Below are 22,930 nucleotides of genomic sequence, written 5' to 3'. Positions count from 1 at the left end.
GAACTTATCTATATTTTCATTTCAAATAGAGCGAAAGCACCTCTATCTTCTAGTACTATTTTATCCACTATTTCAAAGCCATAGCTTCTATAAAGGGCGCACAGCTTAGTATTTGCTAGGCCAGTGTCTAACCTTAGATAGTGCACGTTTTTTTTCTTACACTCTTCTATAGCATAGTCAATAAGTTTTTTGGATAAGCTATTGCCAGCATAGGGTCTTCTAACACAAAGCTTATGAACATAGCCTGCTTCATTTTCCTTTGCTTTTGGCCAAAATAAATCATCCTTCCACTGCAGAATCATGCAGCAGGCATTATCACCATCTACTTGTCCAACACAAAAGTCTTCATAAGTGGCATTAGCCATTAATTTATCCTTTGTTAGATATTCCTCTTTCCAAAGATTGAGTCCCACAGAAGGACCCCAGCTTGAAACTTCTTTTAAAATGCTAATCACAGCATCAACATTTCCTCTTACTACGGTGAATGTATTTTCCATATTATGCCTCCCAACTCTGAGATAATATTTTTAAAGCATATAAATTATTATAACATTTATACCAATATTATGTTGCATTTAACAAAACTTCAAGTTATACTGTACCTAGATATACTATGTATCGTAAATCTAGGTATATAAGGAGAGGTGAATTTATGGCAATAAACAAGGAACTACTAAAAGGAAGCACGGTTATATTGATACTTACTCTTTTGGACAGAAAAGATATGTATGGTTATGAGATGATAAAAGAGATTGAGCTGAAGTCTGAGGGAATATTTAAATTTAAAGAGGGGACGCTGTATCCAATACTTCATTCCTTAGAGGAAGAGAGGTTTGTGGAGTGTTACTGGCTGGAGGCTGAAGGCAGCAGGAAGAGAAAATATTACAAAATTACAAAGGGTGGAAAAGAGATTTTAAAAGAGAAGCAGGAGGAATGGAAAGCCTTTAGAACTGCTGTAGATAAGGTTATATGGGAAGGATGTGTTCAAGGGTGATTAATTCTAAAGTTGAGCAGTACATGCAGGAAGTTTGCAGCCATATAAAATATAAAAAAGCGCACAAATAAATAAGGATGGAATTGTTAAACCATATAGAGGAGAAGACCGACGAACTTACATATCAAAATATGACCGAGGAAGAGGCGTACTCTAGAGCAATTTCAGAAATGGGAGAAGCAGATATAATAGGAAGAGAGCTGAATAAAACTCATAAGGCAGCACCAGAGTGGAGCATACTTATAATCACTATTTTGTTTACCTTTATTGGATTAATTGCTATGATTTCCATTGTAGTAAGTGGTGTAAATACTTCTTTAGATGAAGGATACTTAATTAAAACTGCAGTTTTTACTTTACTTAGCTATGCTTTCTTAGCAGCATTATATTTCTTTGATTATAAGATCCTAGAGAAGTACGCTATAAAAATTTTTGTAGGTACAACATTCATATTATTTCTTCAATTATTTATAGCGCTGCCAATGCACGGAGTTAGAAATTGGTTATATATAGGACCATTTTCTATTGATATGGGAGAAATAAGTTTATTTTTATTCGGCATTTCTTTGCCAAAGCTATTAGATGAATTTAAGGGAAAAGGAGTAAAGGGACGCATTATAATATTGGCAGCGTTATTTGTTCCTACATGGCTCTATATAAGTCTTTCAGTGACTATGGGAGCATTAATTTATTTTGCTATGTTTTTTATGCTTATGATTATTTTAAAGTTTAAGCCTTACTTCATGGTGATTATTTTAGGGCTTGCTTTTCTGGGTATTTTATGGGTGACTAACTCCAATACTAATTATTTTATAAATAGACTTGCTTCGTTTATGAATATCAAAAGTGATGGGTATATGTACAATCAGCTTAGAACATTATTAAAACAGGCTGGACTCTTTGGAAATGGCTTCACTTTTCCTAAAGCAGCTGTTCCATCTTTAGAAAGTGACTTTATATTTACGTATATAATATATACTTTTGGATTAATCGCTGGAATAATAGTTATAGCTTTAATATTAAGCTTTATAGGCAGGATGTTTTTAGCCTCAAAGGCGGTGAAGGATAGCTACGGAAAACTTATAATTCAAAGCTTTATGTGTATTTTTACTATAGAATTTATTTGGTACGTGCTTATGACAGCAGGTCTTGCACCTATCGTAGGAATAACCTTACCCTTTATAAGCTATGGAAGTTCAAAGCTTGTGATTCAGATGATAGCTATAGGTTTGATAATGAGCATATACAAGGGGAAAAGTTTATCCTATATTGAAGAAGATATGGGTAAAGAGAAGATTGAGAGTTAAATATATAATTTTTAGCTTGGGTAAGAAGTAAAAATTATCATGTTTATTTTTTAAAAAGTTTGGTATAATATAAATAAGAAATACTTAGTGTTGGTAGCACTAAGCATCCTTAGAACATTTATTTTGTTTTAGGGCTATTGGATAAAATAGAATATATGAATTTAAGAGCTTAAAGCACTACTCTTTGCAGGATGGGTGCTTTTTCTCTTTGCTGTTAACTTCTATGTGAATTCCAAGAAAATTTATCTTGATAATCAACTTAGAAATAAAGAGATCATACTTTAGAACTATTCTAATAATATAAATAGTTGCAAAACTTTTTACAATCAAATCTAGCATATCCAATACCACCCCCTAGCTATAGTGAATTAACTCACCAATATCCCAGGAGGATAAAAAGTTCAAAACCCCCGCAGCCATCCATCTGCGGTTATCATATTTTACTTGGATATTGTACCATAATTATGAATAGACATATAGGGGGATTTATTGGAAGCAGATAGCTAGATAAGTTAATAAGTTAACATTGATACAGTGCAGGGAATCCTCTGACAGATTATATTTCATAACAAATGTTTGTTCATACAAAATGTAACACCTAAAAATCCTTCTATTTTCGTACACTGATTCCCTCTGATTTCTTAGTATCTGGATTTATGATTACAGTTATAGGTCCTAAAGTTCCTTCATCCTTTGCGTGGTAGGAAATGTAAATCTTATGCTGACCATTGATAGTTTCATTTTTTACTTCTCCATCATGCATAGTTCCTATAATTTCAGCTTTGGATTTTTCGTCTAATGCTTTCCAAGCTATCTTTTGATAATTTTTTATGCTATTTTGTTTATTGAAGAAAAAGAAACCCAAGGAAATTCCAACTATAGAGACCACAGCAATGACACAAATTAATACTGATTTCTTTTTCATATGAACCCTCCATAACAATAGAAATAGAATGATTTATGTTATTTAAAGAAGTGGTATTTAGATACTATAGAATACAGCTTTCCAAGAAAGCATTATGCAAAAATATATTCCTAATTATGGAATTAAGTGATATTATTGTATAATAAATTGATTATAATTGTAAAGTAGTTTGTGTTAATGCGCAACATTCTTTTTTATTAGCTCCATAAATGTATCAGGAGTAACTATTTTTATATTAGCATTTTGTGATAAGGTGTTTACAACCTTTTCTACATCATTAGAGGTTTTAGTCCAAACGTGGACATACACAAAAGTGTAAGCTTCCCAGGTACTTGCATCTGTTTTTCCGGAATTTGCTCTAGCAGTAATTTTTTCAACTAATTCTTTTTCATTTTCAAGAGAACGCCAAAGAAGCTCCCTGCAAGATACTATGGGCTTGTTATTTGACCATAGTATCTTTCCTTTAAAATTATCCTGCCTGTGGTAGTCCAGATAAAATAACCCTTCAATATTGGAGGTTTTAGTGAATTTATCCCAGAGCTCTACATTATTGAAAGAAGAGTCATCTATTATAGCTGCATATTTTTCATCTACTTTTCCCATATAATCGTTTAATGTTTCAATATATAAATTAAGTTTATTTTTATCAAACTTACTAGGATACATATATCCGTTTCCAGAAGGGGATACAACAAAGTTATTGTTGTTATTTTCATTGCTTAAACTATTAAAATACAAGTGAAAAACTGTGGGGGCTAAATAAAATATAGATGGATTTATAGACCAGCCTAAATTAAGCTTAGCTTTATTTGGATAGCCAAACCATTTGTAAGAGCTATAGTTATTTCCAAGATACCACTGTTGGTTATCTCCATCGGACATTAAGAAAGTAACATAGTGAACATCTTTTTCGTTGTAAATTGGTAGGGAGGCTTCTTTTGTAGCAGGCATTGATGGAAAAGCACTCAAGGAGGTTAAATTATAAGACCAATCTGCAGCGATAACGCCTACACCGTATTTTGATGCTGTGCTTACATTAACAAATTCGTCTGGTCCCCAGCCTAAACATATAGAGTTACCTTCCATGGAAGAAAAAATTTTGTCTCTTAGGACTGTTTTATAAACACTATCTTCATAAAACACTAAGCATTTGGCCATTATGGCATAATCTCTTAGAGGGGCGTCTTTGTCAGGGGAAAGCTGAATTACTGTAGAGAGATTTAATCCCTTATTCCACAGATTGTTATAAGCCCAGTTTTCATCGGTATTTCTGCAGTCTCCAACAATTTTTGTTACGCCTTGATGCCTTACTTTCTGCTCCATGGATGCATCGATAACTATTGCATCATTTAAAGCTGCAAGGGAGCAGGCGTTATTTATGGAAGGATCCTTTGGGGATTTATTGCTATAAAGTATATATCCGCCTATATAGTTTCTATAGATGTTTAATAGCTGCCAAGGATCTGAAAGTATTTTATAAGAAACTCCGTAATCACTTTTTAGATTCTCCAGCCATATTTTATAGTCAGGTTGTGAATTAGTAAGCGTATATATCTGAGAAGAGCATTTTGGATTAACTAGCCCTTGAAGAGCAGCTACCATAGTTCTCTCACCAGGTGTTATCAGGTCTAGAGGAATAATATATAATGATTCAGGTTTAACTGGGTTTTTTAGATAGCTGTGAGAGGTATTCATATGGAAAACAGCATTACATTTTATGGACTTTGAACTAATTGAAGCAGTGTTAATTGATAGAGAAGATTTTTGATTTGAACTTATTGTATTTTTAGGTAAAATAGATAATAAAGAGGCTAACAAAATAGATAAAACTTTTTTTGTTTTTTTATGCATCGATACCGCATCCTTCTATAGCAACATCTTTTTAAAATATAGCTATAGTATGAGATTTAAACAGTTCTTATATACACCAATAATAAGTAGGAAAGGAAGTTTAGCATGAAGAAAAGAACAATCCGATTAATGACCTTTAATATACTTGTAGATAAGAAGAAAGAAGCTCCATACTCCTGGGAGGGAAGAAGAGAGCAGATTGTAAAATTATTAAAGTATTATAATCCTGATATATTTTGCATACAGGAAGCTCTTGAGCACCAAAAGATTTATTTAGCAGAGGCCTTCACGGAGTATTCTTGCTTTGGAGTGGGACGCAATGATGGAAAAGGGTCCGGTGAGCAAGTGCCAATATTCTATAAAAAAGATATATTCACTCTAGAAAATGAGGGATATTTCTGGCTATCAGAAACGCCTGAAATTGCGGGAAGCATAGGCTGGGATGCTAAATTGCCGCGTACTGTAGTGTGGAAGAGGCTTAAGCATAATTTATCTAAAAAGTCTTTTTTAGTAGCCAATACCCATTACGATCATGTGGGCAAAAAAGCAAATAAAAACAGTGCTAATTTAATATATGATGAGTTAACAGCTAAGAACTGTGATGAACCAATAATATTATGTGGAGACTTTAATTCAGCAGAGGATTTCTCAGCTTATAAGGAGCTCTTAGCTTGTGGATTTAAAGATGCTTACAAGGAGAGGGATATAATCTGCTATGGGCTGCCTTTCACTTATCATAAGTTTTTGATGGATTCCTATATAAAGGAGGCAGCCAGCCTTCAGCAGGAAAATGACAGGGTATTTAGAGCTATAGATCATGTTTTTTACATTGGACAAGTTAAGCCTATGCGTTACGGAATTCTTCCTGATAATGAAGCTGGAGTATATCCCTCAGATCATTTTCCTGTGCTGTGTGATTTAGCTATAGAATAATATTTTTATATTTTATTTTAGATATCATTCGGCTCCCTTGAAATATTTTTTAAAAAGTTCAGTAAAAAAGTTATACAGACTATTCCAAGGATGAAGAATATAACGATTTGGGGCAGGTTATTTATAGATTCCTTTTGCATGGAAACTATCATTAAGCAGATAATATTTATATTGGTTAAAATTCCAAAAACCATCATCATAGGTGCCAACAGGTAGCCCTCAGCTTCTTTCTTTAGTACCTTAAAGGAAGCTATAAACATCAGGGGAAGATAAAAAGATAGGTCTAAAACATGTATCGGATTAGTGAGCAGACCATCTTGCTTAATGTTATCTGGCACGGTATTATTTAAAGCTTGAGGCAGTGAATTTGACAGCCATAAAAAAACAAACAGAAGGGCTATTACAAATAGTGCAATTCCCATTGATTTGGTAGGAGTGACTTCTGAAAACCATTCTTTGAAGTCTACATTTTTATTTTTAATAAAACAATAGATCACTGCATAAATTGATAATCCAAGTATTAAACAGTATACATGGAATAAAAAATTAAAGTGTAATGCAAAGCAATAAATAACATAGGAATAAATGTTAGTAAGCATGGTACCAATCCATATAATTTTGGCAGCTTTGCTTCCTTTAGAAGAGTAAAAAGCAGAAATTATAAGGATTGGGGATATAAAAAATAAATTGGAAATATCTTGTCCTACAGTTTGAGACAGCCAGTCTAAGGTCTCCTTGGAATAGATTCTTTCATGCCAGATTCCTATGCTGCTGCAAATTACTACAAGTATAACTATGGGGATTGTGAAAAGTAAATAGGTATTTTCATTCTTGAGTTTTAAATCGCTATTCATAAATTTCAATCCTCTCTTTTATTTATAGCTCTGTTTTAAATAAGTGTTGATTTTTACATTCTTTTAAAACAGAGCCTTATTTATTATCCATTTCATCAATGTTTGATAGAAGCTTTTCCATTACTCGTCTAGCAGCGGCTAAATCTTCTTTAGCTATATCTTTAAACAATTCTTTTGTGAAGGAATTGCCTTCTTTTCTGATATTATCCCAAAATTCGTAGGCATTTTCTGTAAGCTTAAGTCTAGTTGCACGAGCATCTTCTGAATCTTTTTCCAGAGAAAGCAAGCCCTTCTGTTCCAGTTTTAAAGCAATCTGCTTAACATTTTGATGGGAGCTGCCCATCTGCTTTGCCAGTTCTTTTATTGTAGGTGGCTTGTCAAATAAGTTATCAAGTATTATAGAGAGAAACCACTGCTTTGTTGTAATATCAAATTTTGCAAACTCTCTTTCCATAAGGGTATCTATCCTGTTAGAAGCTATAAAAAGAGCCCCAAATATATATTTCTTGTTTTTTAGTAGTTCTGCTTTTTTCATAATGCCTCCTTAAATAAGTAATGTATTACCTATATAGATAATATATTACCTTTTCGACAGAAGGTCAATGAATTTTACTGTTTTTTAACAAAGGCTATTTTTTCAGATAACTATTTATGCTTTATATATAAATAATTAATTGTTACAACAATTTAAAGAAAATGTATAATATGGTACAATATATTTTGAATCTATATGTGAGGTGAAATCTAAATGTCAATTAAGAAAAGAGAGTTTGACATATCTAAAATAGTGTTAGTATCCATAATATTAAATTTGGGTCAGCTGGTGTTTATGACTTTATTCATATATTACAAAAACAAAAATCCTCATATGATTCAATGGAATTATATTATTAATTTTGTTGCTATCAGCATAGCAATTAACGGTGTCATTACAGGAATTATGTTTTACAATCTTCTATTCAAAAAGGGCAGCAATAATTTAATAGATACCGTAAATTATCTTGAAGGCTTAAATAAAACCTTAAAAGCCCAAAGGCATGATTATTTGAATCATATTCAAGTTATTTATTCTTTGATGGAGCTGGAAGAATTTGAGGAGGCAAAAAAATATATAGAGCCTGTGTATAAGGATATAGTGAAAGTAAGCAAGGCACTAAAAACCTCAGAGCCAGCTGTTAATGCCCTTTTACAGGCAAAGCTGCAGGTAGCAGAGAAAAATAATATAGACATGGAATTGGAGATAAAAAGTGATTTAAAGAATCTTGCTATGGAACCCTGGGAATTTTGCAGGGTGCTGGGAAATATAATAGATAATGCCATATTTGTTTTGAGGTTTAAGACTGACAATAGGTATATGCTTGTGGAGCTTTCAGAGGATATGGAAAATATAAAAGTGAACATATCCAACAACGGGGCAAGGATACCTAAAGAAATGCTGCAAAACATATTTAAAGCTGGATTTACTACTAAGGGCGATAAGGGAGAAGGTATGGGGCTTGCTATAGTTAAAGAATTAGTTGATACTTTTTATGGTACAGTACATGTCACTTCAACGGAAGAAAAAACCTCTTTTGAAATATTAATACCGAAGGATAGTCATAAATGACATTTGAACCTTAAAAATGTATAGTTTAGAAGTTTTATATTACTGTCCTATAATATCGGTTATATTATATATACAAGGAAGGAGGTATAAAAAATGAGTGTATTTTTACCCAATATAACAATTCTGACCTTTACCCTTTTAATGATAGGTTTCGGGTTTGTGCTTTTAGAAATGCATATACCGGGCTTTGGTGTACCTGGAATTTTAGGAGCTATATGTTTAGTATTAGCGGTGGCACTTACAGCTCAAAACTTTGGTCAAGCATTGGTTATGGCATTAGGAATTTTAGCTGTACTGGGAATCATGCTAGGACTGGTGATGACCTTTTTTTCGAAGGGAAAGCTATTTAAACCATTGATACTTCCAGATGAGCAAAAAAAAGAGCATGGGTATATAAGCTCTTCAGATTTAGAATATCTTCTTGGAAAAAAAGGAATTGCAACTACAGATTTAAGACCATCTGGCTCTGTGGATATAGATGGGGTTAAATTTGATGTGATTTCTAATGGGGAGTATATTTCTAAAGGTACCGAAGTTCAGATATATGAAGTCACAGGAGTGAAATTATTAGTTAAGCCTTTAGTTGAGAAATAATTATTTGTATTGGGGATTTATTGGGAGGAAGCCGTTATGAAAAAAACAATAGTTTTTACGACAATATTATCAATTTTAATGCTTATGTTTACTGGGTGCAAAAATGATAATCTTGAGGGTGAAGCTGTCATAAAAAACTTTTTAACTGCGTATTACACTATAGACAAAAGTGCTTATGACTACTACAATAAAATGACCAAGGGCGCCACTGAGTCTGAGCTTAGTGAGAATAACGTGCTCTATGAAACAAATACTAATAAATTTCAGCAATATTTAACGGATAAGTCGTATCAAGCATTTTATACAAGCAGATTATCTTATACAAGAATAAGGAATTCTTTTCAGAATAACAATTTTCAAAAGATAAATAGTTTAAAGATTTCTAAATTTAATGAAGATAAGACTACCATAAGTTATAAATATGACATGCAACTTGAAGAAACAAACCAGGATACTAAAAAAACAACTTTAGCCAAGGAAAGCAGAACTCTTTCAGTTACGAAAGAAAATGGAAGCTGGAAGATAGCTGATATAATTTCAATGAATTAAAGGAATCATTTATTTAGATTCCTCTAAAATATATAATTAATGTATAAAAGGAGAGATTATTAATGGATGCTAGTTTACTCATAATTGTTATTGCGGTAGTTTGTTTTATTGCCTTGTTTCTTACGTTTATACCAGTAGGACTCTGGATATCATCCTTAGCAGCAAATGTTCAGGTAAGCATATTCAACTTAGTAGGTATGAGACTGAGAAGGGTTATACCATCAAGAATAGTACTTCCTCTCATAAAGTCCACAAAGGCTGGTATGGGACTTACAGTTAATCAACTGGAGGCTCACTACTTAGCTGGTGGTAATGTAGACAATGTTGTAAATGCTTTAATTGCAGCCCATAGAGCTCAAATAGATTTAAAATTTGAAAAGGCAGCTGCCATAGATCTAGCTGGAAGAGATGTTTTAGATGCAGTTAAAATGAGCGTTAACCCAAAGGTGATTGAAACACCTAATGTTTCAGCAGTGGCAAAGAACGGTATCGAGCTTTTAGTTAAGGCAAGAGTAACTGTTAGAGCTAACCTTGAAAGATTAGTTGGAGGTGCCGGTGAAGCAACAATTTTAGCAAGAGTTGGTGAAGGTATAGTAACCACTGTAGGTTCTTCTGACAGCCATAAGATAGTTCTTGAAAATCCGGATGCTATTTCCAAGACAGTGCTTAGCAAGGGCTTAGATGCAGGAACAGCTTTCGAAATTTTATCTATAGATATAGCTGATATAGATGTGGGAAGAAATATAGGAGCTCAGCTTCAAACTCTTCAGGCAGAGGCAGATAAGAATATAGCTCAGGCTAAGGCTGAAGAAAGAAGAGCTATGGCTGTAGCTAAAGAACAGGAAATGAGAGCTGCTGTTGTAGAATCTGAAGCAGAGGTTCCAAAAGCCATGGCTTATGCCCTTAGAGAAGGAAAGCTAGGAATAATGGATTATTATGATATGCAGAATGTCATTGCTGATACAAGTATGAGAAGCTCTATTTCAAATGCGGGAAATAAAAATCAAAGAACAATCAGCGGAAATAAAGAAACAGGAAATAAATAATAAGCTTCTTGGAGAGTGAAAAAATATGAAATATGTTTTGGATAATGTAGATAGCAATTCTGAAATCAGCCCACAGAAGACTTCAAAGAATAAGATGGGCATAATAGATTCTATCACAAAAGATTTAACTTCCGTGAGACTTCAGCAGGCCATCGTACTTTCAGAAATAGTAGGAAAGCCAAGAAGTAAAAATAGGAGAAGAAGAAGGAATATGCTTTAAAAGTGGGAGAATTTAAAATGAGTATAAAGGTGCTTATAGTTGATGATGAAAAGGGTATGAGAACAGTAATAAAAAAGATATTGGAAAGATCCGGAGGGTTTGAGGTCATTGGTGATACGGATAATGGAGAAGAGGCTATAAGCATATTTAGAGAGCATCGCCCTGAAGTGGTGTTCTTTGACATCGAAATGCCTGGAGGAAGCGGTATAGAATATGCAAAGGTATTAGCGGATATAGATCCTAAAACCATAATTATTTTTGCTACTGCGCACCAGGAATATATGTCAGATGCCTTTCAGCTGTACGCTTTTGATTATCTGGTGAAACCCTTCAAGGTGGAGAGAGTAATGCAGACTCTGGATAGGATAAAAAAGTTAAATAGACCTGCCTTTGGAGATGGCATAGATAAGATAATAAAGCAGGAAAAAGGCTTAGATAAACTTATGATAAAAAATAAGGAAGGGATAAGCTTTGTGGATACAAAGGAAATAGTTTTGGTGCAGAGAGAAGAAAGTTCAACTGTTATATATACAAAAACCGACAGCTTCATCACTTCTATTTCTTTATCAGATATAGAGGAAAAGTTAGATCCTTCTCAATTTTTCAGAAGCCATAAGTCCTATATAATAAATTTGTCCTTAATAACAAAAATATACCCATACGGAAGATGGACTTATATAGTTAAGCTTAAAAACACGGATAAGGATGCACTGCTTACTCATGAAAAATACGAAGAAATTAAAAAACTTTTCAGTATATAATAAAGAAAAATAATAGAGGGTAAAATAAAAGGTATCAATTTGGATATCTTTTATTTTTTGCTTTATTTTAAAACCTCTTTGATAATAGCTTAGAGCTTCAGAGCTATCAAAGCCTTTATTAACATTTTTCAGCATAGGCATTTCTTGCAAATATATTTAGAAAATTTATGTAAAACTAATTGACAAAGCATGCAATATGAGTATAATAATTATTAAACAATAATAATTATTGATTAGAAAACATAAAAATTAAATATAAAAGAATTTTAGGAGGTAATATAATTATGTCATTAGTAGGAACAGAAGTAAAACCATTTAAGGCATCCGCATTTAAAAACGGAGAATTTTTAGACGTTACAGAGGAAAGCTTCAAAGGAAAGTGGAGTGTAGTTTGCTTTTACCCAGCAGATTTCACATTCGTGTGTCCAACTGAATTAGAGGACTTACAAGATAATTATGAAGCATTAAAGGCTCTTGGAGTTGAAGTATATTCAGTTTCAACAGATACTCATTATACTCACAAGGCTTGGCATGACAGTTCAGAAACCATTAAGAAAATCACCTATACTATGATTGGAGACCCTTCACATACTTTATCCCGCAACTTCGATGTATTAATAGAAGCGGACGGTGTTGCTGATCGTGGCACCTTCATTATAGATCCAGACGGCATAATTCAAGCTTTGGAAATTAACGCTGGCGGAATAGGACGTGATGCAAGCGTTGTTGTAAACAAGATTAAGGCAGCACAATATGTTAGGAATAATCCTGGTGAAGTATGTCCAGCAAAATGGAAAGAAGGAGCTGAAACACTTAAGCCTAGCCTCGATCTAGTAGGAAAGATTTAAGTGGTAAGCCTATGATGCTAGATTCAGATATAAAGGCGCAATTATCCCAATACCTTCAACTGCTGGAGAGCGATATACTGATTAAAGTCAGTGCAGGCTCAGATGAAGCCTCCAGCAATATGGTGACTTTAGTGGAGGAATTAGCTTCAATGTCCTCCAGAATTAAGGTGGAGAAAGTACAATTGCCTAAAACGCCTAGCTTTAGTGTAAATCGTATTGGTGAGGATACTGGTATAACCTTTGCAGGTATTCCTTTGGGACATGAATTTAATTCTTTGGTGCTAGCTCTTCTGCAGGTAAGCGGAAGAGCACCAAAGGTGGATGAAAAAGTCATAGATAAGGTTAAAAGCCTTAAAGGTGAATATCATTTTGAAACCTATGTAAGCTTAACTTGTCATAACTGTCCAGAAGTAGTACAATCACTTAATCTTATGAGCCTTCTTAATCCTAATATTACTCATACCATGATTGATGGTGCTATGTTTAAAGAAGAGGTTGAAAGCAAAAACATAATGGCAGTACCAACAGTTTTTCTAAATGGTGAAGCTTTTAGCAGCGGTCGTATGACGGTGGAAGATTTCCTATCTAAGCTGGGAAGTACCTCGGATTTATCAGAATTTAATGATAAAGAGCCTTATGACATGCTTGTTGTAGGAGGAGGTCCGGCGGGAGCAAGTGCAGCGATTTATGCGGCACGTAAAGGCATACACACAGGTATTATTGCTGAACGCTTTGGAGGTCAGGTTCTAGACACTGTTGGTATTGAAAATTTCATAAGTGTGAAATACACAAAAGGTGCTAAGCTGGCAGCCAGCCTTGAGGAACATGTTAGGGAATATAATGTAGATGTGATAAGCTCACAGAGGGCTAAGAATTTAGAGAAAAAGGAATTTGTTGAGGTGGAGCTTGAAAACGGTGCTGTTTTAAGGAGCAAAGCTTTAATTATCTCAACGGGTGCTCGCTGGAGGAATGTGGGTGTACCAGGAGAAAAAGAGTTCAGAAACAAGGGAGTCACCTATTGCCCTCACTGTGATGGTCCTTTATTTAAAGGAAAGCATGTGGCGGTTATTGGCGGTGGTAATTCTGGTATTGAAGCAGCCATTGATCTTGCAGGTGTCGCAGCCCATGTAACTGTTATGGAGTTTATGCCTGAACTGAAAGCTGATGCTGTGCTTCAAAAGCGGCTTTACAGCTTAAGCAATGTAACAGTACTGAAGAATGTTCAAACCAAAGAGATTACTGGTACTGACAAGGTAGAAGGTATAAGCTATATTGAACGTGAAACTGGAGAAGTTAAGCATATTCAGCTTCAAGGAGTATTTGTTCAAATAGGACTTGTACCAAACACCGATTGGTTAGGGGAAGCAGTTGATCGTAATAAAATGGGAGAAATAATTGTTGATAGCCATGGTGCTACAAACATACCAGGAGTGTTTGCAGCAGGAGATTGCACTAATAGCCCATACAAGCAGATCATAATTTCTATGGGTTCAGGTGCAAATTCAGCCTTAGGTGCCTTTGATTATTTAATAAGAAATTAACTGAAAAGCCATTTTGCTAAGAGTTAGCAGGATGGCTTTTTTTGTGTTGACATTAACTGTATATACAACTATAATAAGCATATAAATTAGTTGCATATACAACTAGTTGAAAAACTGCATGCAGTGAATTAATTTAAGGAGAGGAATATGCCACAAAAAAGACAGGGAGGTTTCTTAATCTCTAAAATACATCAATTGGCGCAGCGGGTTTTTACTAAGAAGCTTAAGAGCTACGACCTTTACGAAATAAATTCAGCCCAGGGAAGAATAATTTTTGTTCTATGGCAAAATGATGGAATTTCCATACAGGAACTAGCAAGAAAAACTGCACTGGAGAAATCAACGCTTACTCGCATGCTTGAGAGACTTGAGAATCTAGGCTATGTACTAAGAATTCCATCAGAAGAAGACAAGCGGAAAACTATAATAAAGCTCACAGAGAAAAATGAAAAGTTAAAGGATGGCTATGAACAAGTTTCTAAGGATATGGTGGAGCTTTTTTATAGAGGTTTTTCTGAGGCCGAAATTGATGTGTTTGAGAGTTATCTAAAGAGAATCTATAACAACCTATATGAATTTGAAGATATCTTTAAGAAAGGAGAATAGCATATGAACAACGAGAAATCAAAATATTTCAAAGGTTTTTCAAAAGAAACAATAGAATTTTTGAGGGAGTTGAAGCAAAACAATAACAAAGCTTGGTTTGAGGAAAACAAGGATAATTATAAAAAGTTATTATTAACTCCACTGCAATATTTAGTTATGGATATGAGCCAGTACATATTATCTATTGATCCGCTTATGGAGGTAACCCCTTCAGCAGGTAAGACTATATCCAGAATATATCGTGACACAAGATTTTCAAAAGATAAATCCCCATATAAAGATACTATGTGGATTACCTTTAAAAGACCATCAAAGAATTGGAGCTCTAGTCCTGCTTTCTTCTTTGAAATATCACCTAATTCCTATAGATACGGCATGGGATTCTTCTCAGCCGATCCTCATACCATGGAATTGTTTAGAGGTAAAATTGACGCTTCCTTAGAAAAATTTAAAAAGGCAGTAAGTTTTTATTCCAAACAGAATACTTTTGTTCTTGAAGGCGATAGATATAAAAAGATTTTGGATAAAGGCAAGCCAGAGGATATATTGGATTGGTACCAAAGAAAAAGCTTGTATTTAGTAAATAACAAAAATATTGATGATACTTTGTTCAAGGAAGAACTAGTAACTGAATTGAAAACAAACTTTGCTTTATTAGCAGAATTTTATCATTATCTATATAGTATTAAAGAATTTTAAGATAATAGGGGTGTATTTAAATGAAAGAAGAAAATGTTATACTTAAAGCTTTAGAACTTGCAAATAGCTGTAAATTTGCTATGGTAGGCTCAAATGGAGAAGATGGATTTCCCAATATTAAATCTATGATAAAGATAGAAAATGAAGGCCTGGAAAAGGTTTGGTTTAGTACTAATACCTCAACCAAAAGGGTGGCTCAATTTAGAGAAAATCCAAAGGCATGTGTGTATTTTAGTGATTTTGATAATTGGTCAGGATTAATGCTGGTTGGAAATATAGAGGTTATAGAAGAGCCTAAAATAAAGGAAAGATTTTGGTCAGAAGGCTGCGAGGTATATTATCCTCTAGGAGTCACTGATCCAGATTATTGTATTTTATGCTTTACTCCTAAATGGGGAAATTATTATAAATCTTTGCATAATACAACCTTTGAAATTGGCTCTTAAAAGAGCCGATTTTTACCTAAACTCTTCACTCTTACTTAATAACAAATTCTAAATTTAAATGCTTAGTGTTGAAGCAGCTAAGCATTTTTTGTATCAAGTATATTAATTGCGTCTTCCATTGAGATCACATCGGCAAAGCGCTTGTGCCAAATGCTGTAATTATAAAATTCAAAAAGTTTTTCACCAGACAAATATTGATTATCGAAAGTAGAGTTTGTTTCTTTTGGCATAATTATTTTATATCCATAATCGAAAGCACTTTTACAGGTAGCATCAATGCAATATTCTGTTTGAAGTCCAACCAGCATAATGGAGTCTATTTGTTTACTCTCTAGGTAGTCTCTCAATGCTGTCTTATGAAAGGCGCTATTGTACTGCTTCTCAAAAATTGTTTCATTGTTTTTTGGTGCGATATCAGCATAAATCTGCCATCCATCTGTGCCATACTCTAGATCGCTGCCTTTTCCATCATCATGGCGTACATGTATAACTTCTTTATCATTAGCCCTTGCAGCAGAAATAAGTTTTTTAATGTTTTGAAGCACTTTCTGCTCATTATAAGGATGTTCTTGCATTAAAGCATTCTGCACATCTACCACTATTAAAGCTATATTACTCATGAAATTACTTCCCTTCTCAATATATGAGTATTTTTAAAACATAGTTTTATTATAAAAAATAATATATAATTTGTATAACAAATAATTTTGCTTAAATTAATCTATAGTATCGATAATAGGAGAAAGTGACTATGAATTATGATTTCTACAAGACCTTTGTTGTACTGGCAGAAACTAAAAACTTCTCGAAAACAGCTGAAAAGTTAAATATAGTTCAGTCCACTGTATCTAATAGAATACAGGAGCTTGAAAAATATCTTGGAGTTAATTTATTTTCAAGGAATAATAAATCTGTAGCATTGACTCAAGCTGGTACATATTTTATTAATTATGCAAAACGAATGGTAGCAATTGAAGAAGAGAGCATTACTATGCTAAACAGCTTAAGGTATAGAGATACTCTTAGAATAGGAACGGTACACTCTCTCTATTCAGGGTATATTAAAAAGGCTGCTAAGAAGTTTATGAAGCTTAATCCAGATGTATCGCTAGAAGTCATAATAAATCATACTCCTAATATATTAGAACTGCTTTCGGATAATCTCATAGATGTGGCTTTTGTGTTTACTCTTCCAAAATCAAATAAAATGACCTGTTACAAGGTATTAAAGGATGAAATTATTCTAGTTACTCAAAATTCAAAGGAGTGCAAAGACGAGATTTTTATAGAAGATTTAAAAGACATGACTCTTTTATATGCAGATACTGGAGAAAGTTTTATTAAATACGTTGAGGAACAAATTCACAACAGGCTTGACTTTCAGCTTAGCATAGATCAAATATCTGAAGTTGTGGAGTACTTATGCGAAGGCTTTGGATATTCCTTTGTGCTAAAATCAATGGTAGTAAGTTATATTGAAAGTGGAGTTTTAAAAGAAGTAAAAATAAAAAATGCTCCTATCTGGTCTGTGGAGGGATATATTGTATTTGAAAGCAGCAGCATAAAAAAGGTACTAATAGATACATTCATCAAATTACTGTAATGAAGATTTTTAAATTATAAGTAGGAAGCCGCTGCCAAATTCTTTTATAAATCATAAAACTTTTAATTTGTTACTTTTTTTTCATAAAAAGAATGATGGTTATAAGTGATAAAACTACTGAAATTATTGAAAGCTTAAAGTGAAAGTTTAAGTCGCTTCCTTCAGGATGAAATTTGATCCACAATCCGCAAATTATTGTGGATATAAGCAATACAATTGATGATATTCCCATAATTTTTAATAAGGTCATATTATTCTCTCCTTTCCTCAACCGTTAGTTACTTTTTATATGGATAACGAATTTGTGCTATTTGATTAACAAAAAGTACTAAAGCTAGGATTTTAATTAACCTATTCTTTTTGTATAATGTATAGTTGATAACTGTGGCGGCTGGGAAGTATATTCTTGAAAGTTGATCAAATATTAATCCTATTGAAATGAAAGAAAACATAGGTAGTAAACCATAACCGGGTAAATACCAATCAACTACAATTAAAGAGACTATTGCTATAAAAAAGGATAGTATTGACCAGGATCTTAATTTTTTTTGATTCATAATTAGTTTTCATCTCCTAAAAATAAATTAACCTGCATATCTATGAAGGCGTTACGCTGCTCTTCATCAAAAATATTTATACCGCTATATCTTAGAAAATCCTCTGAACGCAAAAATATCAATTGCATAAAAGAAATCATTTGATAAGCAATAATCCTGCAGTCGGCATCACTTTTTTTATCTCCAAAATGCTTTTTAATAATTGGAAGAACATCGAAAGGTTGAGTGATTTCAGCTTGAAGCAGAATGTAAGGAAGATTTATTTTTGTAAATTTACTGTAGGAAACTGTTAAATTACATAGGTCATAAAGCATTTTTCTTAATTGTTCTTTTGGAGAAAAATTTTCATAGCTCATGGACTTAAGGTTATTAGCTGAATCCGCAATAATTCTTTCTATTGCAATATTTATCAAAGTTTCTTTGGATTTAAAATGATAATTGATCATAGCTAAATTTGTGTTTGCCTCCGCAACTATTTGACGAGCAGTAATTTCAGTTACAGCTTCACTTTGGGATAAAAGCTTAACAGTTGCTAATATAAGGTTTTCCTTTGTATTATCTTTTTTCATAATATCCTCCTTAAAAATTAAACATGTTTAATACATGTTTAATTTTACTCTTGGGCATATTATATGTCAAGAAAAAATGCTTCTTTTTATAAACTGGCTATAAAGCAATAAATATAGGTAATACAATAAAAGCCTGGGAGCCAGTATTTGACTATCCATAAGCCTTTACAGATAATAAAAGCCCTGAGACTACACTCAGGGCTTTAAAACATGTATTTATTTGGTGAATTCTTCTACTGTTTTCAATATTTTTTCTTTGTAATGGTCAACTAAAGCCTGTATTTTATTTAAAACCTCTTTGTTTATTACATAGTAGGCTCCTATATAAGCGATATCTAAAAAACCTACCACTTTATTGTTTTCTATTACTGGGAACAAATATATGCTGTGTATATCTAAAACTTGAAATTCTTTTTGGGGAACTTCAAGCTTGTGAGTATTTTCTACTGCTACATATTTTTTATTCCGCACTAAATCTATAAGCACAGGAGATTTTTCTATTATAGTAGGGTAATCCTCTCTGTGGAATTTCTTCCATTCCTCAAAGCTAAATAGAGCTGAATCGCCTTTGTAAAAAGGAAAAGCTTGAACTTCATTTTTTACGGTAAGATAGGCAAGTTCATCTAATTTAATTATCTTTTTTAAATCTTCTTTTATCTCGTAAAATACTTCCATATGATACCTTCTCCTAATTAATTTTTTTTATTCTATCTGCGTCTATAAATATTTCTGTACCGTCAGTAACCACTTCTACAACTAGTGGAGAAGTCCTATTTATAAATAGATGCTTTATATTATCTATTTCATCAACAGAATTGATGGTTACTGCCTCAACCCCTATAGCTTCAGCTATAGAAGCGATATTGCTTCTTTCAAATTCTATTTTACCTTTACATAATCTTCCCATAAATACTTTTGAGCCGTTTCTAACAAGACCTAACATAGAATTGTTTATAATAAAGTATATTATAGGCATGTTGTATTCTTTGGCGGTAAATAGCTCAGAACCATTCATGTAGAAGCTTCCGTCTCCTGAAACCACTGCGCAGGGCCTATTTGTATCTGCTAGGTATGCTCCCATAACTCCAGCAATTCCTGTTCCCATGCAGGCGTAATTAATACTTGTTAAATAATCTATTCCATTAATTATAGGCATATACTTGAATATGTAATTAAAGAAATCTCCCATGTCCCCTATTATTCGAGTATCCTTTGGCAGCGCTTCTGGTAATCTTTCAAATAATAATCTTAAGGATAGTCCAGTGTGATTTTTTTCATAGGGTTTATTTGCTATAGGTTTGTTGAACTCATCTTCCTTTTCTTTCACATTTCCCTGAATAATAGGTAATGCCTTTTTTAAATCATAATATACAGATATATCTTCAGTAAATACTTTATTGAATTCTTGCTTGTCCCAGTCAATTCTTATAACTTTTTTATTTTTCACCAAACTATTATTGTAATCTCTTGTGGCTGTTTGTCCTAAGGAAGAGCCTAAAATTAATAGGCAATCTATTTCCTCTTTTTCTATATATTCCACAGCTCCATCAGTGGAACAGAAACCATAGTTTCCTATGTAGTAATGAAAATCGGAATTAATTACACCCTTTGCATTAGGAGTGGATATGATAGGCCATTTTAGCTTTGTACTCAAGCTTTTTATTTCTTCTCCCAAACCTCTAGAGCCTTTTCCAGCTAAAATAACACCATGCTTAGCTTTGTTTATTTCAATTATAGCTTCATCTAAAGCATGGACATCGCCTTCAATTGTGGAGAAAATTGTTTTTTCAGTTTTAAGTGTTCCATTAAATTCTTCAAGCTGTACATCAAAAGGTATTGATATTAATACAGGACCGCAAGGAGGAGTAGTAGCTATTTTAATGGCTTTTTCAATTTCGTATATGGCATCTTCTTCGTTCAATATATTCTTAGCATATTTTGTTATAGAGCTTACCATTTTTGCGTTATCTAATTCCTGCAAAGCTCCCTTACCTTGAAAAGCTCGTTTTACATCACCACATAATATAAGCATAGGAACCTTGTTCCTTTTAGCATCATTTATACCATTTATGGAGTTGCCCACTCCAACGCCGCCGGCTATAAGGCATACTCCTATTTTTTTAGATAAATCTGCGTACTTTGAGGCGGAGTATGAAGCTCCAGCTTCATTTTTAGTAATTATATATTCTATATCACTGTCATTTAAGGCATCGTTAATTCCTGCGAAGGTGCTTGCAGGTAAACCAAAGATATATTTAACATCATTAATTTCCAATAATTTTACTATTGCTTCAGATATTCTCAATATTTTCCTCCTTTATAACATGTTTTATATATATTTTTACTTAAACTTCTTTAAAACGACACAAAAGAACATTTTTTGCCCAAGAATAAAAAAGAATATCTCTAATTGAGATATCCTTTTTTATATTAATAACCTACAGATTTTAACCATGCATCTGCTTCTTTTTCATCTGTAAATGCATTAGGTGGTACAGGTGTATTTCTACCAGTTCTATTCATTTGCATTTTTACAATAGCACTTTCAACAATAAGAGCCGCATGAGCAAATCCATGCTCAATGCAATATTGAACATGAGCATTCATTTCATCTACATTGTTAGCTATTTGATAATCTCTCATATCACATAATTTAGCCCATTTGCTTCCCTTAAATGCAGGAATTACTTTTTCTTTATAGTCCTTGTCCATTCTTGCTAAAGCGTCGCTTGTGAACTGACCTTTAAAATGATTTTCGTAAACTATTTTTCTTTCAGCATCAACCTTTAATTCGTATAAGCCTTGAGGATCTTTAATTTCTAACATTTTTACAACCACCTTTATCTTTTAGTGTTGGTCATAAACTTGACCATGTCATAATTATACATTATTTTTTAAAAATTGACAATTAATAATGAAAATATCCATTTTTTTTGTATAATTTAATAAATGAATCAACACTAAATTAAAATAATGCAAAGGATATGTATAGTTTGCTTATATTAAGTCATAAATGGATGAATTATAATTAACATATAAAATCAAGTGCGTAAAAATAAATAGCAGATGGGTAATCCACCTGCTATCATTTAAAGTTCGTTTTTAAATATTTCTTTTATTTCATCTAAAATTTTAATTACAATATATCAAATAATTGAATATGATTAAATATTAACTGAATATTTTATAAAAAAGGGTATATAAATTAACAAAAAATACAATATTTTAGGAATGATTAAGAATATACCTTAATTAATATAAGAATTCATATTAAGAGGAGAGCATATCATAATAGTTTAATAAAGGAATAACCTAGCTTTAAACCATAGAATACTAATATAGCACCGCAAATTATGTTAATCCACTTTATTAGTTTATTGAATTTGCTTTTGAATATAGATATAAATGTAGCTAAGCTGTTAAACCATAGAAAAGAAGCTGTACATACTCCTATTATGAAATATTTGGACATTTCTTTAGGCAGTGAAGCATGGAAGCCTCCAAGCAGCAGTGAGCCGTCAATTATTGCTTGAGGATTAAGCCAAGTAACTGCAAAGCAGGAGAGAATTGTCTTGATAAGAGAACTGTCTATGTATTCACTTTCAGAGATTTCAGAAGAGGAGCGAAATAGTCCTATACCGATATAAGTGACAATAATTGCACCTAATAAAAGGATTGCTTCCTTTAGTATGAGAAATTTTTCAACTAAATAACCTATTCCAAAGAAGCAGGAAAGAGCGAGGGAAATGTCAAAGAAGACGGTTATAAGAGACACTTTGTAAGTCTCAAATTTGCTTTTTATTGCAGCGGTATTTATAACGTATAAGTTTTGAGTACCAATAGGTGCTACATATGCGAGTCCAAAAAGTAGCCCCTGTAGTAAATATTTAAACATGATTTATCACATCCTAGTAAACATTAACAATATATATATAACTATGAAAGACAGTAAACACTGACCAAGTAATCTTCTTCTGGAAAATCTCCAAGAAACTTAAAGCCTGCATTGGAGTAAAAATTTTTTAAGACTTTGTTTCCAGCCCAACAATCTAAATATAGTGATTTTTTAGAGGAATCAGAGATTCCTTTTGCATAAGCAATAGCGTCAAGTCCTATATTTTTTCCTTGATATTCAGGCAGCACAGCTATCCTGTAAAGATAAAAACCTTCTTCTTTAATGATAGAATTTAATGAAGAAATATCTATAGGCTTCAAAGAGAAAGTTCCAATTAATAGATTGCCAAAGGTAATAATATAGATATTTTCATCTTTTACATCTTTATTTATCTCCTCGGTATTCGAAGGGTATGTCCATTGATTTATATTTTTTTCATGTAAATGTAAAGTAACAGCATTAAGCAGTTCAACTAATCTATTTGTATCTTCTTCTTGTGCTAATTTAATGTTTATTTCCATGGTTA

At 32.8% G+C, this 22,930-nt stretch carries 28 protein-coding genes and 1 pseudogene; 15 read left to right on the top strand and 14 right to left on the bottom strand.

What is annotated here, in order from left to right; translation table 11 throughout:
* Nucleotides 1-8: 8 nt before the first annotated feature.
* Nucleotides 9-497: a GNAT family N-acetyltransferase gene (locus tag IAI10_RS13835; RefSeq protein ID WP_315673871.1), complete on the bottom strand. Its 489-nt coding sequence runs from the start codon at nucleotides 495-497 to the stop codon at nucleotides 9-11.
* Nucleotides 498-652: 155 nt separating this feature from the next.
* On the opposite strand from IAI10_RS13835, the gene IAI10_RS13830 reads away from it, so the two are divergent.
* Nucleotides 653-994, top strand: a complete 342-nt coding sequence (locus tag IAI10_RS13830; protein WP_315673870.1) for a helix-turn-helix transcriptional regulator — start codon at nucleotides 653-655, stop codon at nucleotides 992-994.
* An 83-nt stretch (nucleotides 995-1,077) separates the two neighbouring features.
* On the top strand, nucleotides 1,078-2,301 hold the full coding sequence (locus tag IAI10_RS13825) for an FtsW/RodA/SpoVE family cell cycle protein (protein ID WP_315673869.1): 1,224 nt from the start codon (nucleotides 1,078-1,080) through the stop codon (nucleotides 2,299-2,301).
* A 177-nt stretch (nucleotides 2,302-2,478) separates the two neighbouring features.
* Here IAI10_RS13825 and IAI10_RS13820 read toward each other — a convergent pair whose 3' ends face one another.
* From IAI10_RS13820 to IAI10_RS13810, 3 genes and pseudogenes are all read right to left on the bottom strand, one after another.
* On the bottom strand, nucleotides 2,479-2,640 hold the full coding sequence (locus IAI10_RS13820; protein WP_315673882.1) for a hypothetical protein: 162 nt from the start codon (nucleotides 2,638-2,640) through the stop codon (nucleotides 2,479-2,481).
* Between the two features lie 271 nt (nucleotides 2,641-2,911).
* A complete protein-coding gene (locus tag IAI10_RS13815) occupies nucleotides 2,912-3,226 on the bottom strand; it encodes a hypothetical protein (protein WP_315673868.1) in 315 nt (104 codons plus the stop codon).
* Nucleotides 3,227-3,400: 174 nt separating this feature from the next.
* A pseudogene (locus IAI10_RS13810) lies at nucleotides 3,401-4,942 on the bottom strand (GxGYxYP domain-containing protein); the annotation flags it as partial.
* Nucleotides 4,943-5,182: 240 nt separating this feature from the next.
* Here IAI10_RS13810 and IAI10_RS13805 point away from each other — a divergent pair.
* A complete protein-coding gene (locus tag IAI10_RS13805) occupies nucleotides 5,183-6,010 on the top strand; it encodes an endonuclease/exonuclease/phosphatase family protein (RefSeq protein WP_315673866.1) in 828 nt (275 codons plus the stop codon).
* Between the two features lie 17 nt (nucleotides 6,011-6,027).
* Here IAI10_RS13805 and IAI10_RS13800 read toward each other — a convergent pair whose 3' ends face one another.
* Nucleotides 6,028-6,864, bottom strand: a complete 837-nt coding sequence (locus tag IAI10_RS13800; protein WP_315673865.1) for a hypothetical protein — start codon at nucleotides 6,862-6,864, stop codon at nucleotides 6,028-6,030.
* Between the two features lie 76 nt (nucleotides 6,865-6,940).
* Nucleotides 6,941-7,399 (bottom strand): MarR family transcriptional regulator, encoded by a 459-nt coding sequence (locus IAI10_RS13795; protein WP_315673864.1) that lies wholly within the window; start codon nucleotides 7,397-7,399, stop codon nucleotides 6,941-6,943.
* Nucleotides 7,400-7,612: 213 nt separating this feature from the next.
* Here IAI10_RS13795 and IAI10_RS13790 point away from each other — a divergent pair, with 213 nt between their 5' ends.
* From IAI10_RS13790 to IAI10_RS13740, 11 genes are all read left to right on the top strand, one after another.
* On the top strand, nucleotides 7,613-8,470 hold the full coding sequence (locus IAI10_RS13790; protein ID WP_315673863.1) for a Spo0B domain-containing protein: 858 nt from the start codon (nucleotides 7,613-7,615) through the stop codon (nucleotides 8,468-8,470).
* A gap of 93 nt (nucleotides 8,471-8,563) precedes the next feature.
* A complete protein-coding gene (locus IAI10_RS13785; protein WP_315673862.1) occupies nucleotides 8,564-9,064 on the top strand; it encodes an NfeD family protein in 501 nt (166 codons plus the stop codon).
* Nucleotides 9,065-9,100: 36 nt separating this feature from the next.
* Nucleotides 9,101-9,613: a hypothetical protein gene (locus IAI10_RS13780; protein ID WP_315673861.1), complete on the top strand. Its 513-nt coding sequence runs from the start codon at nucleotides 9,101-9,103 to the stop codon at nucleotides 9,611-9,613.
* 62 nt (nucleotides 9,614-9,675) lie between these two features.
* Nucleotides 9,676-10,659 (top strand): flotillin-like protein FloA, encoded by a 984-nt coding sequence (gene floA / locus IAI10_RS13775; RefSeq protein WP_315673860.1) that lies wholly within the window; start codon nucleotides 9,676-9,678, stop codon nucleotides 10,657-10,659.
* Between the two features lie 25 nt (nucleotides 10,660-10,684).
* Nucleotides 10,685-10,879 (top strand): hypothetical protein, encoded by a 195-nt coding sequence (locus IAI10_RS13770; RefSeq protein WP_315673859.1) that lies wholly within the window; start codon nucleotides 10,685-10,687, stop codon nucleotides 10,877-10,879.
* A gap of 17 nt (nucleotides 10,880-10,896) precedes the next feature.
* Nucleotides 10,897-11,640, top strand: a complete 744-nt coding sequence (locus IAI10_RS13765) for a LytTR family DNA-binding domain-containing protein (protein WP_315673858.1) — start codon at nucleotides 10,897-10,899, stop codon at nucleotides 11,638-11,640.
* A 284-nt stretch (nucleotides 11,641-11,924) separates the two neighbouring features.
* Complete coding sequence (gene ahpC / locus IAI10_RS13760; RefSeq protein WP_315673857.1) at nucleotides 11,925-12,488, top strand: alkyl hydroperoxide reductase subunit C; 564 nt, start codon at nucleotides 11,925-11,927, stop codon at nucleotides 12,486-12,488.
* Nucleotides 12,489-12,499: 11 nt separating this feature from the next.
* A complete protein-coding gene (gene ahpF, locus IAI10_RS13755) occupies nucleotides 12,500-14,029 on the top strand; it encodes an alkyl hydroperoxide reductase subunit F (protein ID WP_315673856.1) in 1,530 nt (509 codons plus the stop codon).
* Between the two features lie 147 nt (nucleotides 14,030-14,176).
* Nucleotides 14,177-14,635: a MarR family transcriptional regulator gene (locus tag IAI10_RS13750; RefSeq protein ID WP_315673855.1), complete on the top strand. Its 459-nt coding sequence runs from the start codon at nucleotides 14,177-14,179 to the stop codon at nucleotides 14,633-14,635.
* A 3-nt stretch (nucleotides 14,636-14,638) separates the two neighbouring features.
* Entirely contained in the window at nucleotides 14,639-15,334 is a 696-nt protein-coding gene (locus IAI10_RS13745; RefSeq protein ID WP_315673854.1) for a DUF2461 domain-containing protein, read from the top strand.
* A 20-nt stretch (nucleotides 15,335-15,354) separates the two neighbouring features.
* Complete coding sequence (locus IAI10_RS13740; RefSeq protein WP_315673853.1) at nucleotides 15,355-15,780, top strand: pyridoxamine 5'-phosphate oxidase family protein; 426 nt, start codon at nucleotides 15,355-15,357, stop codon at nucleotides 15,778-15,780.
* Between the two features lie 77 nt (nucleotides 15,781-15,857).
* Here IAI10_RS13740 and IAI10_RS13735 read toward each other — a convergent pair whose 3' ends face one another.
* Nucleotides 15,858-16,400, bottom strand: coding sequence for a cysteine hydrolase family protein (locus IAI10_RS13735; protein WP_315673852.1), 543 nt, complete (start codon nucleotides 16,398-16,400; stop codon nucleotides 15,858-15,860).
* Between the two features lie 131 nt (nucleotides 16,401-16,531).
* Here IAI10_RS13735 and IAI10_RS13730 point away from each other — a divergent pair, with 131 nt between their 5' ends.
* Nucleotides 16,532-17,383, top strand: coding sequence for a LysR family transcriptional regulator (locus IAI10_RS13730; RefSeq protein ID WP_315673851.1), 852 nt, complete (start codon nucleotides 16,532-16,534; stop codon nucleotides 17,381-17,383).
* 70 nt (nucleotides 17,384-17,453) lie between these two features.
* On the opposite strand, the gene IAI10_RS13725 is transcribed toward IAI10_RS13730, so the two are convergent.
* The 7 genes from IAI10_RS13725 to IAI10_RS13695 form a co-directional block, all read right to left on the bottom strand.
* Nucleotides 17,454-17,633 carry a hypothetical protein gene (locus IAI10_RS13725; protein ID WP_315673850.1) on the bottom strand — a complete coding sequence of 60 codons (180 nt, stop codon included), beginning with the start codon at nucleotides 17,631-17,633 and terminating at the stop codon, nucleotides 17,454-17,456.
* A 309-nt stretch (nucleotides 17,634-17,942) separates the two neighbouring features.
* On the bottom strand, nucleotides 17,943-18,509 hold the full coding sequence (locus tag IAI10_RS13720; RefSeq protein ID WP_315673849.1) for a TetR/AcrR family transcriptional regulator: 567 nt from the start codon (nucleotides 18,507-18,509) through the stop codon (nucleotides 17,943-17,945).
* Between the two features lie 216 nt (nucleotides 18,510-18,725).
* Nucleotides 18,726-19,184: a hypothetical protein gene (locus IAI10_RS13715; protein WP_315673848.1), complete on the bottom strand. Its 459-nt coding sequence runs from the start codon at nucleotides 19,182-19,184 to the stop codon at nucleotides 18,726-18,728.
* Between the two features lie 13 nt (nucleotides 19,185-19,197).
* Nucleotides 19,198-20,814, bottom strand: a complete 1,617-nt coding sequence (locus IAI10_RS13710) for a thiamine pyrophosphate-binding protein (protein ID WP_315673847.1) — start codon at nucleotides 20,812-20,814, stop codon at nucleotides 19,198-19,200.
* A gap of 125 nt (nucleotides 20,815-20,939) precedes the next feature.
* Nucleotides 20,940-21,335, bottom strand: a complete 396-nt coding sequence (locus tag IAI10_RS13705) for a hypothetical protein (protein ID WP_315673846.1) — start codon at nucleotides 21,333-21,335, stop codon at nucleotides 20,940-20,942.
* Nucleotides 21,336-21,795: 460 nt separating this feature from the next.
* Complete coding sequence (locus tag IAI10_RS13700) at nucleotides 21,796-22,404, bottom strand: LysE family transporter (RefSeq protein ID WP_315673845.1); 609 nt, start codon at nucleotides 22,402-22,404, stop codon at nucleotides 21,796-21,798.
* A 41-nt stretch (nucleotides 22,405-22,445) separates the two neighbouring features.
* Nucleotides 22,446-22,925 carry a GNAT family N-acetyltransferase gene (locus IAI10_RS13695; RefSeq protein ID WP_315673844.1) on the bottom strand — a complete coding sequence of 160 codons (480 nt, stop codon included), beginning with the start codon at nucleotides 22,923-22,925 and terminating at the stop codon, nucleotides 22,446-22,448.
* Between the last annotated feature and the right edge of the window lie 5 nt (nucleotides 22,926-22,930).

Source organism: Clostridium sp. 19966 (assembly GCF_032335695.1).
Lineage (GTDB): Bacteria > Bacillota > Clostridia > Clostridiales > Clostridiaceae > JACTOJ01.
Note: the sequence above shows the minus strand (reverse complement) of the source record. Positions and strands in the feature narration are given on the sequence as shown.